We start from the raw sequence: 16,008 nt of genomic DNA on the forward strand, positions 1-16,008 counted from the left end.
TTCAGGCCTCCTTACTGCGTGAGCACGACGCCGCTGGCCGGCGACCAGGACACGTAGACATCGTCGTTCCAGGCGGGCGCACCCTCGTTCATGAGGTGCGAGCTGGAGAGGTTCGAGACGACCACCTTGCCGCCCGGCAGGCGCACGTGATAAAGCGAATAGCTACCCATGTAGGCGACATCCGTGACCACGCCGCGCGCCCAGTTGTGGGGCGTGCCTGGCTTCTCGCGCGTCACGCGCACGCGCTCCGGCCGCACCGAGATGCCCACGGGCATGCCGAGCGGTCCGCTGACGCCGTGGCTCACGTACATGCGCGTTTCGAGGTCTTCGCTTTCCACGAAGATGTGATCGGGCTCGTCCTCGACGACCTTGCCTTCGAACAGGTTGGTCGAGCCGATGAACTCGGCCGAGAAGCGGCTGTTGGGGAACTCATAGACTTCGCCGGGTGAGCCGATCTGCACGATGCGGCCTTCGCTCATCACGGCGAGGCGGTTGGCCATCGTCATCGCCTCTTCCTGATCGTGCGTGACCATCACACAGGTGACATCGACTTTCTCGATGATGTTCACGAGTTCGAGCTGGGTCTTCTGGCGGATCTTCTTGTCGAGCGCCGACATCGGCTCGTCGAGCAGCAGGAGCTTGGGGCGCTTCACGAGCGAGCGCGCAAGCGCCACGCGCTGCTGCTGCCCGCCGGAAAGCTGATGGGGTTTGCGCTTCGCGTAACGGCCCATCTGCACGAGATTGAGGGCGTCGGCCACACGCTCGCGAATTTCGTTCTTCGGCACCCCTTCCTGTTTGAGGCCAAACGCGACGTTCGACTCCACGCTCATGTGCGGGAAGAGCGCATACGACTGGAACATCATGTTGACGGGGCGGCGGTACGGCGGCAGCGACGCGAGGTCTTCGCCATCGACGAAGATGCGGCCCGAGGTGGCCGTTTCGAGGCCCGCGAGCATGCGCAGCAGGGTGGATTTGCCGCAGCCCGAGCTGCCGAGCAGCGCAAAAAGCTCGTTCTTGGCGATGTTCAGGTTCACGTTGTCCACGGCGGTGCTGTCGCCGAACTTCTTGACGACGTTTTCGATACGCACGAACGCATCGTTCCTTGCCGGGGTCGCGTTGGCGCGCGAAGCTTCTGGGGCGTTGACTTTGGACGTCGAATTCATGATGTGACCTTGGTTCCTTTCTGATCGCAGTACACGTTTTTCAGGCGCGAGCCGGCCCGCACGGGGCGCTGACGCGACTCGGGATTAGTACTGCGAACGGAGCTCGGGAAAGGCTCGCGCGCGTCGTCAATAACGGGGGGCGGCGCTGCGCGGCCTGACTTCGGAATTGCGCACTTCAGGCGGAGAGGGGTCGAGCGATCCCTCTTCCGCGTCGTCTCCTTCTTGTTTCCTTCAGGGGGAATCAGCGTGTCAGTGGCCGGTCTTCAACTGGGCCCACAGACGGTTCTCGAGGCGCAGGATGTCGGCCGGCATCGGCTTCATCAGCGTCATCTTCCTGAGCACGTCTTCCGACGGGTACACCGTCGCGTCCTGAGCGACTGCGGGCGTGACGAACTGGCGCGCGGCCTTGTTCGCCGTCGGGTAGAACACTTCGTTGGTGATCTGCGCGTTGACCTTCGGATCGGAGATGTAGTTGATCCACTTCATCGCGTTTTCGGGGTGCGGTGCGTCCTTGGGTATGACCATCACGTCGAACCACAGCAGACCGCCTTCCTTCACGTTCGAGAACTTGACGTCGTACGAGCGCTTGGCTTCCTCGGCGCGGCGGTGCGCGATGCCGACGTCGCCCGACCAAGCCACGGCAACGCAGATATCGTTGTTCACGAGATCGTTGATATAGCCTGATGAATTGAACTGCGTGATGTACGGGCGGACTTTCTTCAGCACTTCGAATGCGGCCTGATAATCCGCGGGGTTCGTGCTGTTGGGGTCCTTGTGCATGTATTGCAGCGTCGCGGCGAACACGTCCACGGCCTGGTCGAGGAACGACACGCCGCAGCCCTTGAGCTTCGAGAGATTTTGCGGATCGAACACGAGTGCCCAGCTGTCGACCGGCGCGTTCGGCCCGAGCGCCTTTTCCACGGCCTGCCTGTTGTAGCCGATGCCGTCGGTGCCGAACGCCCAGGGCACGCCGTACTGATTGCCCGGGTCGGCGTCGGCGATCATGTGCATGAGCACGGGATCGAGGTTCGCGAGGTTGGGGATCTTCGACTTGTCGAGCTTCTGGTAGACGCCGGCCTGAATCTGCTTGGCCATGTAATTCGACGTGGGCACGACGATGTCGTAGCCCGAGCTGCCGGCCAGCAGCTTGGCCTGGAGCGTGTCGTCGCTATCATAGTTATCGTACTTGACCTTGATGCCCGCTTCTTTTTCGAAGTTCGGGATCGTGTCTTTCGCAATGTAGTCGGACCAGTTGTAGACGTTCAGATCGCCGTCGGCCGCGTGCGCTGGCTCGCTGGGAATGGCCGTGAGGCCGGCACACGCTGCGAGGGCCGCGATCGCGACCGCATGACGAAGATGACTAACACTCATGTTGCTTTCCCCTGAAGATGAAGATCGGCGGGAGGCCCAGCACCCCGTTGCGCCGCCCGCCGTGGACAAGCCGCGTTAAGAGAGACCCAGTTGTTGCGCAGTTGCGTCGATGGCCTTCTTCGCCTTCGACACGATTTCATCGATCTCGCCGCGCGTGACGACGAGCGGCGGCGAGAGCAGCATGCGGTCGCCCGTGGCGCGCATGATGAGATTGCCGTTGAAGCAGAAGTCGCGGCACAGCGTGCCCACCTCGCCGCCATTCGCGAAGCGCTTGCGCGCCTTCGGATCTTCGGCGAGCTGCAGGCCCGCCACGAGACCCGCGCCCGAGATGTCGCCGATGATCGGATGATTGGCGAACGTTTCGCGCAGGCGTTGCTGGAAGTACGGGCCGGTATCGTTCTTCACGCGCGTGACGATGCCTTCGTCGCGCAGCAGCTTGAGGTTCGCCACGGCCACGGCGGCGGCGACCGGATGCCCCGAGTACGTAAGGCCATGATTGAACTCGCCGTTCTCGATGAGCGCCTTCGCAATGCGGTCGTGAATGCCCACTGCGCCCATCGGCACATAGCCGCTCGTGAGGCCCTTGGCCATCGTGATGAGGTCGGGCTCGAAGCCGAAGTGCTGATGCGCGAACCATTCGCCGGTGCGGCCGAAGCCGCCGATCACTTCGTCGGCGCAGAGCAGGATGTCGTACTTGCGGCAGATGCGCTGGATTTCCGGCCAGTAGGTCGAGGGCGGGAAGATCACGCCGCCCGCGCCCTGGAACGGCTCGCCGATGAAGGCGGCCACGTTCTCCGCGCCCACTTCGAGAATCTTCGCTTCGAGCTGCTGCGCACGCGCGAGGCCGAATTCCTCGGGCGACAGGTTGCCTTGCGCTTCGCCATAGAAGTACGGCTGGTCGATGTGCACGACATTCTCGACCTTCGAGGGCATCTGCTCGTGCATGTAGCCCATGCCGCCCAGCGTACCGCCCGCAATCGTCGAGCCGTGATACGCATTCCGGCGCGAGATGACGACCTTCTTCGAGGGCTTGCCTTGCGTGAGCCAGTACTGATGCACGATGCGCAGCACCGTGTCGTTGCCTTCGGAGCCGCTGTTGCAATAGAAGAAGTGGTTGAACGGCTCGGGCGAAAGCTGCGCGAGCAGCGCCGACAATTCGATGACGGGCGGGTGCGTGGTCTTGAAGAACGTGTTGTAGAACGGCAGTTCCTGCATCTGCTCATAGGCGGCGTCGGCCAGTTCCTTGCGGCCATAGCCCACGTTCACGCACCAGAGCCCGGCCATGCCGTCGATGATCTGGTTGCCTTCCGAGTCCCACAGGTACACGCCTTTCGCTTTCACGATCACGCGGCTGCCCGTCTGGTTGAGCGAGCCCATGTCCGAAAACGGATGAATGTGATGCGCGGCGTCGAGCGCGCGGTACTCGCTCGTCGAGCGCGCCGTCCGGCTGGATTGCGCGCGTAGCGTCGTCGGCACTTCCTGCAGCGCGCTGGCGGGGGCGTCGATTCGATAGCTCATTGCTGTGTCTCCTTTCGCTTACACGTGCAGCAGCAGGTGCTTGCGTTCCCATGAACTGATCACGCGGAAATAGGCTTCGTATTCGGTTTCCTTGAGCGCGAGGTAGGCGCGCACGAACTTCTCGCCGAGGATGCCCATGAGCGGTTCGCTTGCGCTCATCAACGTGAGGCCTTCTTCCAGGTTGCGGGGCAACTGGTAGGGCAGCGAATAGCCGTCACTCACGAGCGGTTCCGTGGGCTTGAGGTGCTGCGTCATGCCGAGGTAGCCGGCGGCGAGAGTCGCGGCGATCGCGAGGTACGGATTGGTGTCCACGCCGGGAATGCGGTTTTCCACACGGCGCGCGGCCGGCGACGAGTACGGCACGCGGAAGCCCACCGTGCGGTTGTCGTAGCCCCATGCCACGTTGATCGGCGCTGCCATGAAGCGCGAAAGGCGACGATACGAGTTGATGTACGGCGCGAAGATCGGCATCAGCGCGGGTGTGTACTTCTGCTGTCCCGCGATATACGCGTAGAACATGTCCGTCGGCTTGCCGTCGGAGCCCGTGAAGAGGTTCTGGCCACTTTCCGCCGAGACGAGGCTCTGATGGATGTGCATGGCCGAGCCCGGCTCGTTCTCCATGGGCTTCGCCATGAAGGTGGCGTACATGTGGTGGCGCAGCGCCGCCTCGCGCACCGTGCGCTTGAAGAGAAACACGCGGTCGGCGAGATTGAGCGGATCGCCGTGCAGGAAGTTGATTTCCATCTGCGCCGCGCCCACTTCGTGAATCAGCGTATCGACTTCGAGGTCCTGAATATCGCAGTACTCGTAGATGTCTTCGAACAGCGGATCGAACTCGTTCACCGCTTCGATCGAATACGCCTGGCGGCCCGTTTCCGGACGGCCCGTACGGCCGATGGGCGGCGCGAGCGGAATATCCGGATCCTTGTTCATATCGACGAGATAGAACTCGAGTTCCGGCGCGATCACCGGCTTCCAGCCCTTCGCGGCATACAGGTCGAGGACGCGGCGCAGCACGCGGCGCGGCGAGATTTCGACAGGCGTGCCGTCGAAATGCACGCAGTCGTGAATCACCTGTGCGGTGGGATCGACGGCCCATGGAATGATGCGGATCGTCGAGGGATCGGGCACGCACACCATGTCGGGGTCGGTCACGCCGGTGAGGCTGCCGTCTTCGGGGTAGTCGCCCGTCACGGTCTGGATCATCACGGCTTGCGGCAGGCGCATCGCCTCGCCCGATTCGAACTTGCTGCGCGGAATGATCTTGCCGCGCGCAATGCCCGCCATGTCGGGGATGATGGCTTCGATTTCGGTGATGTGATGCTTTTTCAGGAATTCGTCGATTTCATGCATGATCTTTCTCTCTGTTCTGTAAGGGCCGGCATCAGGCGTGGGCGGCGTGCGGGGCATGCGCCACGTCGTGTCCGGCCCCGCCCGGTATTCGGGCCAGCATGTGGTTGCGGCAGGCTTCGCCGAACGTGCGGAAGATGGCGGTGGACAATGCATCCTCCGCATACCTCCATTCGGGGTGCCACTGCACGCCGAGTGCGAAGCCCGGTGCGTTCGCGACGCTCACGGCTTCGATGAGGCCGTCGGGTGCGAAGCCTTCAGCTACGAGGCCCGCGCCCAGCCGTTCGATGCCCTGACCGTGCAGCGAATTCACGCGGGCTTCGCGTGCGCCGCCCGCAAGCTGTTGCAGCACACCGCCTTCCACGAGCTTCAACGCGTGCGCCGGACCGTATTGCGTGTCGAGCGGATCGTCCTTGTTCTCGCGATGGTCGTCGTAGCGTGCAACGTTGTGCACCTGCTGATGCAGCGTGCCGCCGAACACCACGTTCATCTCCTGGAAGCCGCGGCAAATGGCGAGCACCGGCACGCCCGCCTCGATCGCGGCGCGCATGAGCGGCAGCGTGGTGGCGTCGCGAGCGGGGTCGTGCAGCGTGCCGCTCTCGCTCGCCGCGCCGCCATAACGATGCGGCTCGACGTTCGAATAGCTGCCCGTGAAAAGCAGTCCGTCCACGGCTTCGAGAATGTCGGCCGCAGCCTGCCGCTCGCCCAGGGCGGGCAGCACGAATGCGAGCGCGCCTGCTCCATCCACAGCCGCGGCGATGTACTTCTCACCGGCAACATGTGACGCGTGCGGTCCCATCATCGTGCGGTCGGCCGTAACGCCAACTACTGGTCTGGTTCGCATGACTAATGATTCGCTTGCTTGCCCGTGTGCGATGTATCAACGCGACGGGCGTGACATGACCTTGCAGCCTTGCTGGAGGCAAAACTACAAACCCTGTGTGCTCCGTGCAGCGGCGCTAACGGATGGCGCTGCGCGTGGAGATCATGTAGGCGGTTCGTTTCTTGCCGTTGTGAGGCGCGACGGTGTTCAGGCGTGCGCAGCCATATCGCGAAGGCGCAACAGGACACTTCGCGAACCAACGACGGCGAAGAAAACGAACGGCGCGGGAGGGAGAGGCGCTAGGGCAGAAGCGACGCGACTTCGTCCGTGTGGACGGCAATGAAGGCGCGTGCGGAGACCGAGTTGTGACGCCGCACAGAGCGGCGGGAAAGGATCGTGAAGACGGACAGGAACAGGCGAGAGGCAAGCCTGCCGCTACTGCCGTCGGCGATGGCGGTGCAGTCACTGCGAAGACACCTCGCATGACTACGATCCCACCTCACCAGAGGGCCACGGACTCTCACAATAACACTCGACTGGTTGCGTTGAAAAAGACGTCTGGTTCAAGCATTCAAGGTCGCCAATTTGAGTAATGCATTAAACATTGAACGACATCGATGTATTGCTTTCCAAACTCAGTCGACTCGCTATGTTTCTCGCATAAAACGCGCTTTTTGCGTTGCAATGCGGCAGAAACGATGTTGTGCTCGACCTGTAGTTCAGCATATACGAGTCAAAAAGGGCGTCAATTATTTTTTCAAGTTTTTGATGTCAGCACTTTCCCCGAGAGCCCTTTGAAATAGCACGCTATGCGAAATATCGGCTCCTGCACTTATATTTCGAATAACTTACAGGGGTTTGTACTGACGCAAAATAAAGCAAACTGATTAGAATATTCAACACGTCCACCGCGTCCTGTCCACGCGCGTTCACTGCCAACGGTCCTTCATCGTGTCCGAGTCCGCCTCTGTGTCATCCGAAGTCGCCACGCGTCTACGTTATGTCCGCAAACGCTACGGTTTGTCGCAGCGCGAGCTCGCCAAGCGCGCAGGCGTGACCAATGGCGCGATCTCGCTGATCGAGCAAAGTCGCGTCAGTCCCTCTGTGGGATCGCTCAAGAAGCTGCTCGAATGCATTCCGATGAGCCTCGCCGAATTCTTCACCTTCGACCTGACCGAAGGGACAGAAGTCGTGTCGCGGCGCGGCGAAATGCCGAATCTCGGCAACGCGTCGATCGAGTTCTATCTGGCCGGCGCGAATGTGAAAGATCGCAACATGGGCATCATGCGCGAGGTCTATCAGCCGCTTGCCGATACCGGCCCTGAAATGCTGGTGCACGCGGGGCACGAAGGCGGCGTGGTGGTCGCCGGACAACTCGAGCTGACCGTAGACGGCACGACCTGGCTGCTCGACCCCGGAGACAGCTACTATTTCGAAAGCCGCTTCCCGCACCGGTTTCGCAATCCCAGCGCGAACGAAGTCTGCGAAGTGGTGTCGGCCAATTCGCCGCCCACCTTCTGACTCCCTGATCGCGCGAACCCGTTTCACCTGTGACGCTGCACTGCGGCGTGCAAGGTGGATCGCAAATCATTGAGGCATCCTGATGGAAAAGAAAACTTTCACTTACTGGCAGGACAAGGCCGCGACGCTTTCGATCGAAGGCCGCGCATTCATCGACGGCGCGTATCGCGACGCGTATTCGGGCCGCACGTTCGATTGCGTGAGCCCGATCGACGGCCGCGTGCTCGCCAGCGTGGCCGATTGCGGCGCAGCCGATGTCGATGCCGCGGTGGGCGCCGCTCGCCGCGTGTTCGACGAAGGGGTTTGGGCCGGCCTGAATCCGCGTGCGCGCAAGGCCGTTCTGCTGCGCTGGGCCGCGCTCATGCGCGAGCATCTCGACGAACTCGCGCTGCTCGAAACGCTCGACGCAGGCAAGCCCATTGGCGACACGACGACCGTGGACGTGCCGGGCGCAGCTTATTGCGTGGAATGGTTCGCGGAAGCCATCGACAAGGTGGGCGGCGAAGTCGTGCCCGCCGATCATCATCTCGTGGGCCTCGTCACGCGAGAGCCCATTGGCGTCGTAGCCGCCGTCGTGCCGTGGAATTTCCCGATCCTGATGGCCTCGTGGAAGTTCGGGCCCGCACTCGCGGCGGGCAACAGCGTTGTGCTCAAGCCTTCGGAGAAGTCGCCGCTTACGGCCATTCGCATGGCGCAACTCGCCCACGAGGCCGGCATTCCGGCGGGCGTATTCAACGTGTTGCCCGGTGGCGGGGAACCCGGCAAGCTGCTCGGCTTGCATCGCGACGTGGACTGCATTGCGTTCACGGGCTCGACGAACGTGGGCAAGCAGATCATGCAGTACGCGGGCCAGTCGAACCTCAAACGCGTGTGGCTCGAGCTGGGCGGCAAGTCGCCCAACATCGTGCTGCACGACTGCCCGGATCTCGACCGCGCGGCGCATGCTGCGGCGGGTGCGATCTTCTACAACATGGGTGAAATGTGTACGGCGGGCTCGCGTCTGCTCGTGCATCACGAGATCAAGGACGTATTCCTTGCGAAGCTCGTCGAGGCCGCGAAGGCTTATAAGCCTGGCAATCCTCTCGATCCGGAGGTGTCGATGGGCGCGATCATCGACAAGATTCAGCTGGAGCGGGTGCTGAGCTATATCGAGGCCGGCCGCAAGGATTCGAAGCTGCTGACCGGCGGCGAACGCGTGAATGCCGAGGGTGGCGGCTTCTACGTGGAGCCCACGGTGTTCGATACGCATCACGACACGAAGATCGCGCGCGAGGAAATCTTCGGGCCGGTACTGTCGGTCATCACGTTCAGCACGATCGACGAAGCGGTGCGCATTGCCAACGACAGTGACTATGGGCTCGCGGCGGCCGTCTGGACCGCGAACCTCACGCACGCGCATGAAATTTCGCGCAGGCTGCGCGCGGGCACTGTCTGGGTGAACTGCTACGACGAAGGCGGGGACATGAACTTCCCGTTCGGCGGCTTCAAGGAATCCGGCAACGGCCGCGACAAGTCTTTGCACGCGCTCGAGAAGTACACGGAACTCAAGTCCACGCTCGTGCGGCTGCGCTGACGCCAGTTAGCGCTGCGGGCTACCGTTCCACCAGCGCGCCGAGATTGGCGCGCACGCGCTGAAGCATCGTGCCGAACTGCTCGGCTTCTTCAGGCGTGAAGCCCGCCAGGGCTTCCGCCTGGACTTCGTCGCCCACGCGGCGTGCGCCCGTGAGCACGCCTGCCGCCCTGGGCGTCAGGCTCACCAGCAATTCGCGGCGGTCGTCAGGGTTGGGCGTGCGCACGACCCAGCCGCCTTCTTCCATGCGCTCGAGCAGCCGCCCCGCGGAAATGGGCGCCACTTCCAGCAGTTCGGCGAGGCGCGCCTGGTTCATGTCGCCGTAGTGCGCGAGGTACGCGATCATGCGGCACTGCGCACGCGTGAGTTCGAGCGACGACTTCGCAAGCTCGTCGTAACGTTTGCCATAGAGCCGGCCCACGTCGACGACCAGGAAGCCAAAGCGCTTTTCGAGGTCGGTAGTCATCGCGCGATTATACGGGCGTGCGGCTTGCGCCTTCTCACGAGCGTCCTCTTCCCGGCGATACCGATTGCGTCGGCACGCGCGAGTCGTATAATAAGCAGGCTTATTAATTTGAAGCGCTCCGCCCCCCAATCAAGATAGCCGCAAGTCAACCGCACGATGACCGCAGTCATGCAGGACGGCTCCGCCGCGCAGCATCGGGCGGAGCCGGTCAAGGAAGCCCCGCTCAATCGCGGCATGATCACGCTCTCGATCATGCTCGCCACGCTGATGCAGACGCTGGACAGCACGATCGCCAATGTCGCGCTGCCGCACATGCAGGGCACGCTGTCTGCCTCCCAGGACGAGATCACCTGGGTGCTCACCTCGTATATCGTCGCAGCCGCCATTGCCACGCCGCTCACGGGCTGGCTCGCCGACCGCTACGGCGTCAAGCGGCTGCTTGGCGTGGCGATTGCGGGCTTCACCGTGGCCTCGGCGCTGTGCGGGCTTTCCGAAACGCTCGGCGAGATCGTCGCTTCCCGGTTGCTGCAGGGCGTGTTCGGCGCGTCGCTCGTGCCGCTCTCGCAGTCCATTCTTCTCGACATCAATCCGCGCGAGCGCCAGGGGCAGGCCATGGCCGTGTGGGGCATGGGCGTGATGGTCGGCCCCGTGCTCGGGCCGACGCTGGGCGGCTGGCTCACGGACAGCTACAACTGGCGCTGGGTGTTCTTCATCAACGTGCCGGTCGGCCTGTTTGCGTTCTTCGGCGTCTCGACCTTCATGCCCGCCCGCGTGCCCGGCCGCACGCAGCGCTTCGACGTGTTCGGCTTCGCCACGCTCGCGCTCGCCATCGGCGCGCTGCAGGCCTTGCTCGACCGCGGCGAGCAGCTCGACTGGTTCGGCTCGCTGGAGATCCGCATCGAAGCGCTGGTGGCGATCATTGCCTTTGCGTTCTTCGTCGTGCATACGGCCACGTCGGGGCCCGGCACGTTCTTTCGCTATCAGTTGCTCAAGGACCGCAACTTCGCCACGGGCACGCTCTTCATCTTCGTGATCGGCGCGGTGCTCTACGCCACGCGCGCGCTGCTGCCGCCCATGCTGCAGAACCTCATGGGCTATCCGGTCGCCACCACCGGGCTCGTGACTGCGCCGAGCGGCGCGGGCACCATGATCGCCATGCTGATAGCGGGACGCATATTGAAACGCGTGGACGCGCGCATCATGCTGCTGTTCGGTTTCGTGGTCTCCGCGTACGCGCTCTGGCAGATGATGCAGTACACGCTCGTGCTGTCGCCCTCGGATATCGTGTGGCCGGGCGTGGTGCAGGGCTTTGGCCTCGGCTTCGTGTTCGTGCCGCTTTCCGCGCTGACGTTCTCGACGCTGACACCGCAACTGCGCGCGGATGGCACGGCCACCTATAGCCTCATGCGCAACATCGGCAGCAGTATCGGCATTTCGATCGTGCAGACTTTCGTCACGCGCGGCGCGCAGGTCGCGCACTCGGACCTCGCCGCGAACATCACCCCGTTCAATCCTGCGGTTCAGCAGATGCTCGAAAGCGGTTCGCGGTACGATCTCGCCTTGCTCAACCAGTCGATCACGCAGCAAGCCCAGATGATCGCGTATCTGAACGACTTCAAGATGATGTTCGTGGCGACGCTGCTCGTGATTCCGCTGCTCTTTCTGATCCGCACCGGCCCGAGCGCCGCCACCGTCGACACGAGTCACGCGGCGATGGATTAGCGAAACGGTTCGTCTTCCGTTTCACCCTGGCGCGCGGCACTCCCGCGCGCTTTGCATTCACGAATCCCGATGCTTTCTGCCGTTTCCATTCTCCTGCCGGTTTTCGGCCTCATTTTCGCGGGCTTCGCCTGCCGTCGCACGAATGTCCTCGGCCCCGCCGCGGCTTCCGAGCTGAACCGCTTCGTCGTGTGGCTCGCGCTTCCCGCGCTGCTCTTCGATATCCTTGCGCACGCAACGTGGCACGAGCTATATCAGCCGGCGTTCGTTGCGGCATTCGGACTTGCGGGACTTGCCGTATTCGTCGCCGTCGTGGGGGCGCGCGTATTCCTCGGCCGCCCGCTTGCGGATGCGAGCATCGACGGGCTTGCTGCCGCATATCCGAATACCGGCTACGTGGGCTTCCCGCTGGGCATGATCGCCTTCGGGCCGCCGAGCCTCACGCCCACGACCATCGCGACGATCCTCGTGGTCTGTGTGCTGTTCGCCATCGCCATCGTGCTGATCGAAACGGGACTGCAAAGCGAGCGGCGTCCGCACCGGCTCGCCATCAAGGTCGTGCGCTCGCTTCTGCGCAATCCGCTGCTGGTTGCGCCGGCGCTGGGGGCGGTCGTTTCGGCCACGCATGTCACGCTGCCTGCCAGCGAGGAAACGTTCCTCAAGCTGCTGGGCGGCGCGGCGAGCCCGTGCGCGCTCGTGAGCCTCGGGCTCTTTCTCGCCGAACGCCGCGCGAGCGGCGAAGCGTCGCGCGAGTCGTCGTGGTGGCTCACGCTCTGCAAGCTCGTCGCGCAGCCGCTGCTCACGTGGTGGCTGGCCGATCGCGTATTCGGGCTGCCTGACCCGCTCGTGGAAATCGCGGTGTTGCTCGCGGCGCTGCCCACGGGCACCGGCCCGTTCATGCTCGCCGAGTACTACCGGCGCGAGGCGCACGTGACTTCGCGCACCATTTTGCATTCCACGCTCGGTTCGCTCGTCACGCTCACGCTGATCCTGCTGCATCTGCATCACGGCTGAAGGCCGGCGCGGCACGATGCTTGCTGGCATGAAAGCCAGGACCATCGATCAGGAGAATCGGCGATGAACTGGCTACGACGCTTAAGCGCCGCGCGCGCCTCACTCGTCATCACCGTCGTGCTCACCGCAGCGGGCACGGGAGCCTGCACGCTGGGCGGCGCCGCCGCGGGTGGCTATATCGGCAACCGGGCCACCAACGGCAGCGCGGTCGGCACCGTGGGCGGTGCCGTGGCCGGCGGCGTGATCGGCCATGAACTGGGCAAGTAGGCGCGAGACTCCCTGTTACTTCACGGCGCCTAGCGCGAGCCCCTTCACCATGTAGCGCTGCAGCCAGGCGAACACCACGGACACGGGCAGCGTGGCCGCGAGCGTTGCCGCCATGACGAGTTGCCACTCGACGGTGTACTTGCCGGCCACCATGTCGGTGACCTGCACCGTGAGCGTCTTGTTCTCGGGCGAGCGGATCAGCGTGTAGACCACGGCGAACTCATTCCACGCGCTGATGAACGTGAAGATCGCCGTGACCACCACGGCCGGCACCGCGAGCGGCAGGAACACGCGGAACACGGCGCCCGTGCGGCTGCAGCCTTCGAGCCACGCCGATTCTTCGAGATCGCGCGGCACGGTCTGGAAATACGACGACAGCATCCACACGGCGAACGCGATATTGAACGCCGCATAAGAGACGATCACGCCGATCTTCGAATCGACGAGATTGCCGTCGCCGTACGGAATCAACGCGGCGAGCCGGAACAGGCCGACCACGAGCAGGATGGGCGAGAGCATCTGCGTGACGAGCAGGAACTGGCGGTACAGGCCGCGCCCGCGGAACGGAAAGCGCGCGAGCGCATAAGCGGCCGGCAGGCTCACGGCGAGCGCGAGCGCGGTAGAAAGACAGCTCACCACGATGCTGTTGCGCAGCGCGACGCCGAAGTTGGCGGCCTGCCACATGTCGACGTAGTTTTGCCAGCGCCACTGCATGGGCAGCCAGCGCGCCGGGAACACGAACACTTCCGAAGCCGGCTTGAACGAGGTGAAGAACATCACCGCGAACGGGAACAGCACGGCCACGACGAGCGGCGAGAGCGCGAGCCAGCACCAGATCGAGCGTTTGAGCTTGCGGTTCATGCCAGGTCTCCTTCGGCGCTGCCGCGTTTTGCCTGCAGGCGCAGGTAGACCACCGAGAAGGCGAACAGGATGACGAGCATGATGAGCGAGACGGCGGCAGCTTCGCCAGGTCGTCCTAACCGGAAGCCGAGTTCGTAAAGGTACGTGACGAGAATATGTGTGCTGTCGTCGGGGCCGCCTTGGGTCATCACCCAGATGATCGGGAACGAGTTGAACACGTAGATTACGTTCAGCAGGACCGCCATGTTGATGAACGGCTTGAGCAGCGGAAGCGTGAGCTGGCGGAACTGCTGCCAGGCGCTTGCGCCGTCGATGCGCGCGGCTTCGTAGATATCGCCCGGCACCGAGGAAAGGCCGCCCAGCAGGATCGTGGTCGTGAAGGGGATCGAGACGAGTATGCCCACGCAGATCTCGACAGGGAACGCATACTCGGGCGTCGCGAGCCAGTGGATCGGCCCGGAAACGAGGCCGAGGCGCTGCAGCGTGACGTTGACCATGCCGTAGTCGTCGTTGAACGCCCAGCGCCAGACCACGGCCGTCATCGTGAGCGAGACGGACCACGGCAGCATGACGATCGTGCGCGCAATGCCGCGGCCGTAAAAGTCCTGATTGAGCACGAGCGCGACCGGCACGGAAATCCCGACCGTCCCCACCACGACGAAGAATGTCCAGATCAGCGTGTTCCTCAGGGCGCTCATGAACACCGGGTCGCCGAACACGTTATAGAAGTTCTGCAGGCCGCTGAAGTCGCGAATCTGCCCGAAGCGCGACACATCGTGCAGCGACTGATACACGATGTTGAAGATCGGATAGCTGATGATGAAGAGCGCGAGCACGAGACTCGGCACGATCAGGAGCCAGGGCGCGCGGGGCGCGGAAACGGCGCGGGGAAGTCGGCTCATGCGGGTTCGTGCGCGTGATCGGTCGGGGGCATCGCCGGCCGGTGCTGTGGCGGGCGAGGGCTTCAGGGGACCCGTAGTCATGTCGAATCGTCAGTGCTTCGAAACGTCGGTTCTGAGGCGCTCCGGCGCGCGCCGGAAAGTTCGGGCGCGCGCCGGGGTTGCCGTTAAGGCCTGGTTGCCAGACTTACTTGCCGAGCGACTTGTTCGCTTCGGTGGCCGCCTGGTTCAGCGCATCGGCGGGCTTGGCCTTGCCGAGGTAGACCGACTGCATCGCGTTGGTCACGGCCTTGGCAGTGTCTTCCCAGCCCGTCACGGTCGGCGCGAACTTCGCATGCGGCAGCAGCGCGATGAAGGCTTGCGTGTCCGGATTCTGGAAAGCCGGGTCGCTCGCTTCAGCCTTGGTGGTCGGAAGGAAGCCTTCGGTGCTCGTGAACTGCACGCGTGGTTCCTTCGTGAACAGGAAGTCCAGGAACTTCCAGGCGCTCTTCTTCACCTTGGAGTTCTTGAACATCATGATCGAGTCGGTCACCGCGTAGGTGGCGGGCGTCGTGGCGACCGGGATCGGGTCGATGCCGTACTTGATGTTCGGTGCTTCCTTCTGCAACTGCTTGGCGAGGAACGGCGCCGAGATCATCATTGCCACGCGGCCCTGCTTGAAGAGGTTCTGCACGTCTTCACGGCTGTAGCCCGTCACGCCCGGCTGCGTGAGACCTTCGTCGATCATGCTCTTGTAGAGCGTCGCGGCCTTCACGCCAGCCGGCGAGTTGAATGCCGCCTTGCCGTCCTTGCCCACCACTTCGCCGCCGTGGGTCCACAACGCATAGTAGAAGTACACGTCGGTTTCGATTTCCTTGCCTTGCAGACCGAAGCCCGCAATGCCCTTCGCCTTCAGTTTCTTCGAAGCGTCGATCACGTCGTTCCAGGTCTTCGGGCCTTGCGGATAGCCAACCGAAGCGAGCATGTCCTTGTTGTAGTACAGCGCGCGCGCCGAAGCGGCGATCGGCAGGCCGTACGTCTTGCCGTTGATTTGACCCGGAGCCAGGAACGGACCGATGAAGCGGCCCTTGAAGTTCGCGTCCATGTACGGGTCGAGCGGCTCGGCAATGTCGTCCTTCACGAAGTCGAGCAGCCACCGCGTGCCGATGATCGCGAGGTCGGCGTTCGCGCCGCCGGAGATGTCCGTTTGCAGCTTCTGTTGCAGCGAGTCCCAGTTCACGTCTTCGATCTTGATCGTGATGCCGGGATTGGCGGCCTCGAACTGCTTGGCCATTTTCTCGAAGTACGGGGCGGTGGCGTCGCTGTAGTGGGCGACGGTCACGCGGACCGTGTCGGCGTGCGCCGCGGCGGTGATGCCGGCGAATGCTAGCGCGACGGCGAGCTTGCCGAGCATGGTGGTTGCACGTGCCTGAAACGACATTCTCTTTCTCCTTGGTGGTTGTTCCTGCGCTTTTTCCACTAGTGCC

The 16,008-nt window shown here is 63.3% G+C and carries 14 protein-coding genes and 1 pseudogene; 5 read left to right on the forward strand and 10 right to left on the reverse strand.

The window, feature by feature from the left end; all coding sequences use genetic code 11:
- Positions 1 to 11: 11 nt before the first annotated feature.
- The 6 genes and pseudogenes from AB4Y44_RS06525 to AB4Y44_RS06550 all read right to left on the reverse strand — a co-directional run.
- Positions 12 to 1,103: pseudogene (locus tag AB4Y44_RS06525) on the reverse strand (ABC transporter ATP-binding protein); the annotation flags it as partial.
- Between the two features lie 309 nt (positions 1,104 to 1,412).
- Positions 1,413 to 2,534 (reverse strand): polyamine ABC transporter substrate-binding protein, encoded by a 1,122-nt coding sequence (locus AB4Y44_RS06530; protein ID WP_342919100.1) that lies wholly within the window; start codon positions 2,532 to 2,534, stop codon positions 1,413 to 1,415.
- Positions 2,535 to 2,609: 75 nt separating this feature from the next.
- The gene (locus AB4Y44_RS06535) at positions 2,610 to 4,052 is read right to left on the reverse strand and encodes an aspartate aminotransferase family protein (protein WP_342919099.1); all 1,443 of its coding nucleotides are present in this window, start codon (positions 4,050 to 4,052) and stop codon (positions 2,610 to 2,612) included.
- Positions 4,053 to 4,070: 18 nt separating this feature from the next.
- On the reverse strand, positions 4,071 to 5,405 hold the full coding sequence (locus AB4Y44_RS06540; protein WP_342919098.1) for a glutamine synthetase family protein: 1,335 nt from the start codon (positions 5,403 to 5,405) through the stop codon (positions 4,071 to 4,073).
- Positions 5,406 to 5,436: 31 nt separating this feature from the next.
- A complete protein-coding gene (locus tag AB4Y44_RS06545; protein ID WP_342919097.1) occupies positions 5,437 to 6,246 on the reverse strand; it encodes a gamma-glutamyl-gamma-aminobutyrate hydrolase family protein in 810 nt (269 codons plus the stop codon).
- Between the two features lie 278 nt (positions 6,247 to 6,524).
- Positions 6,525 to 6,749 (reverse strand): hypothetical protein, encoded by a 225-nt coding sequence (locus tag AB4Y44_RS06550; RefSeq protein WP_236596917.1) that lies wholly within the window; start codon positions 6,747 to 6,749, stop codon positions 6,525 to 6,527.
- A 445-nt stretch (positions 6,750 to 7,194) separates the two neighbouring features.
- Here AB4Y44_RS06550 and AB4Y44_RS06555 point away from each other — a divergent pair, with 445 nt between their 5' ends.
- Both AB4Y44_RS06555 and AB4Y44_RS06560 read left to right on the forward strand, forming a co-directional pair.
- The gene (locus AB4Y44_RS06555; protein WP_342919096.1) at positions 7,195 to 7,746 is read left to right on the forward strand and encodes a cupin domain-containing protein; all 552 of its coding nucleotides are present in this window, start codon (positions 7,195 to 7,197) and stop codon (positions 7,744 to 7,746) included.
- 82 nt (positions 7,747 to 7,828) lie between these two features.
- Positions 7,829 to 9,319: an aldehyde dehydrogenase gene (locus AB4Y44_RS06560; RefSeq protein ID WP_342919095.1), complete on the forward strand. Its 1,491-nt coding sequence runs from the start codon at positions 7,829 to 7,831 to the stop codon at positions 9,317 to 9,319.
- 19 nt (positions 9,320 to 9,338) lie between these two features.
- Here AB4Y44_RS06560 and AB4Y44_RS06565 read toward each other — a convergent pair whose 3' ends face one another.
- A complete protein-coding gene (locus AB4Y44_RS06565; RefSeq protein ID WP_342919094.1) occupies positions 9,339 to 9,782 on the reverse strand; it encodes a MarR family transcriptional regulator in 444 nt (147 codons plus the stop codon).
- Positions 9,783 to 10,016: 234 nt separating this feature from the next.
- Between AB4Y44_RS06565 and AB4Y44_RS06570 the strand changes: the two genes are divergently transcribed.
- From AB4Y44_RS06570 to AB4Y44_RS06580, 3 genes are all read left to right on the forward strand, one after another.
- The gene (locus AB4Y44_RS06570; protein WP_342919244.1) at positions 10,017 to 11,504 is read left to right on the forward strand and encodes a DHA2 family efflux MFS transporter permease subunit; all 1,488 of its coding nucleotides are present in this window, start codon (positions 10,017 to 10,019) and stop codon (positions 11,502 to 11,504) included.
- Positions 11,505 to 11,573: 69 nt separating this feature from the next.
- Positions 11,574 to 12,515, forward strand: a complete 942-nt coding sequence (locus tag AB4Y44_RS06575; protein WP_368699018.1) for an AEC family transporter — start codon at positions 11,574 to 11,576, stop codon at positions 12,513 to 12,515.
- Between the two features lie 63 nt (positions 12,516 to 12,578).
- Complete coding sequence (locus AB4Y44_RS06580; RefSeq protein ID WP_368699019.1) at positions 12,579 to 12,782, forward strand: glycine zipper 2TM domain-containing protein; 204 nt, start codon at positions 12,579 to 12,581, stop codon at positions 12,780 to 12,782.
- A gap of 15 nt (positions 12,783 to 12,797) precedes the next feature.
- On the opposite strand, the gene AB4Y44_RS06585 is transcribed toward AB4Y44_RS06580, so the two are convergent.
- The 3 genes from AB4Y44_RS06585 to AB4Y44_RS06595 all read right to left on the reverse strand — a co-directional run bounded on the left by AB4Y44_RS06585 (position 12,798) and on the right by AB4Y44_RS06595 (position 15,962).
- Complete coding sequence (locus tag AB4Y44_RS06585; protein ID WP_368699020.1) at positions 12,798 to 13,643, reverse strand: carbohydrate ABC transporter permease; 846 nt, start codon at positions 13,641 to 13,643, stop codon at positions 12,798 to 12,800.
- On the reverse strand, positions 13,640 to 14,545 hold the full coding sequence (locus AB4Y44_RS06590) for a sugar ABC transporter permease (RefSeq protein ID WP_342919091.1): 906 nt from the start codon (positions 14,543 to 14,545) through the stop codon (positions 13,640 to 13,642). Before AB4Y44_RS06590 ends, AB4Y44_RS06585 begins: the two co-directional genes overlap by 4 nt.
- Positions 14,546 to 14,729: 184 nt before the next feature.
- Positions 14,730 to 15,962, reverse strand: coding sequence for a sugar ABC transporter substrate-binding protein (locus tag AB4Y44_RS06595; protein WP_324140994.1), 1,233 nt, complete (start codon positions 15,960 to 15,962; stop codon positions 14,730 to 14,732).
- Positions 15,963 to 16,008 lie beyond the last annotated feature (46 nt).

It is taken from the genome of Paraburkholderia sp. BR10937 (assembly GCF_040965695.1).
Taxonomy (GTDB): Bacteria; Pseudomonadota; Gammaproteobacteria; order Burkholderiales; family Burkholderiaceae; genus Paraburkholderia.

Coding starts and splice junctions, on each gene's coding strand:
- AB4Y44_RS06530 (WP_342919100.1), bottom strand. CDS start 2,534: ATGAGTGTTAGTCATCTTCGTCATGCGGTCGCGATCGCGGCCCTCGCA.
- AB4Y44_RS06535 (WP_342919099.1), bottom strand. CDS start 4,052: ATGAGCTATCGAATCGACGCCCCCGCCAGCGCGCTGCAGGAAGTGCCG.
- AB4Y44_RS06540 (WP_342919098.1), bottom strand. CDS start 5,405: ATGCATGAAATCGACGAATTCCTGAAAAAGCATCACATCACCGAAATC.
- AB4Y44_RS06545 (WP_342919097.1), bottom strand. CDS start 6,246: ATGCGAACCAGACCAGTAGTTGGCGTTACGGCCGACCGCACGATGATG.
- AB4Y44_RS06560 (WP_342919095.1), top strand. CDS start 7,829: ATGGAAAAGAAAACTTTCACTTACTGGCAGGACAAGGCCGCGACGCTT.
- AB4Y44_RS06565 (WP_342919094.1), bottom strand. CDS start 9,782: ATGACTACCGACCTCGAAAAGCGCTTTGGCTTCCTGGTCGTCGACGTG.
- AB4Y44_RS06570 (WP_342919244.1), top strand. CDS start 10,017: ATGATCACGCTCTCGATCATGCTCGCCACGCTGATGCAGACGCTGGAC.
- AB4Y44_RS06575 (WP_368699018.1), top strand. CDS start 11,574: ATGCTTTCTGCCGTTTCCATTCTCCTGCCGGTTTTCGGCCTCATTTTC.
- AB4Y44_RS06580 (WP_368699019.1), top strand. CDS start 12,579: ATGAACTGGCTACGACGCTTAAGCGCCGCGCGCGCCTCACTCGTCATC.
- AB4Y44_RS06585 (WP_368699020.1), bottom strand. CDS start 13,643: ATGAACCGCAAGCTCAAACGCTCGATCTGGTGCTGGCTCGCGCTCTCG.
- AB4Y44_RS06590 (WP_342919091.1), bottom strand. CDS start 14,545: ATGAGCCGACTTCCCCGCGCCGTTTCCGCGCCCCGCGCGCCCTGGCTC.
- AB4Y44_RS06595 (WP_324140994.1), bottom strand. CDS start 15,962: ATGTCGTTTCAGGCACGTGCAACCACCATGCTCGGCAAGCTCGCCGTC.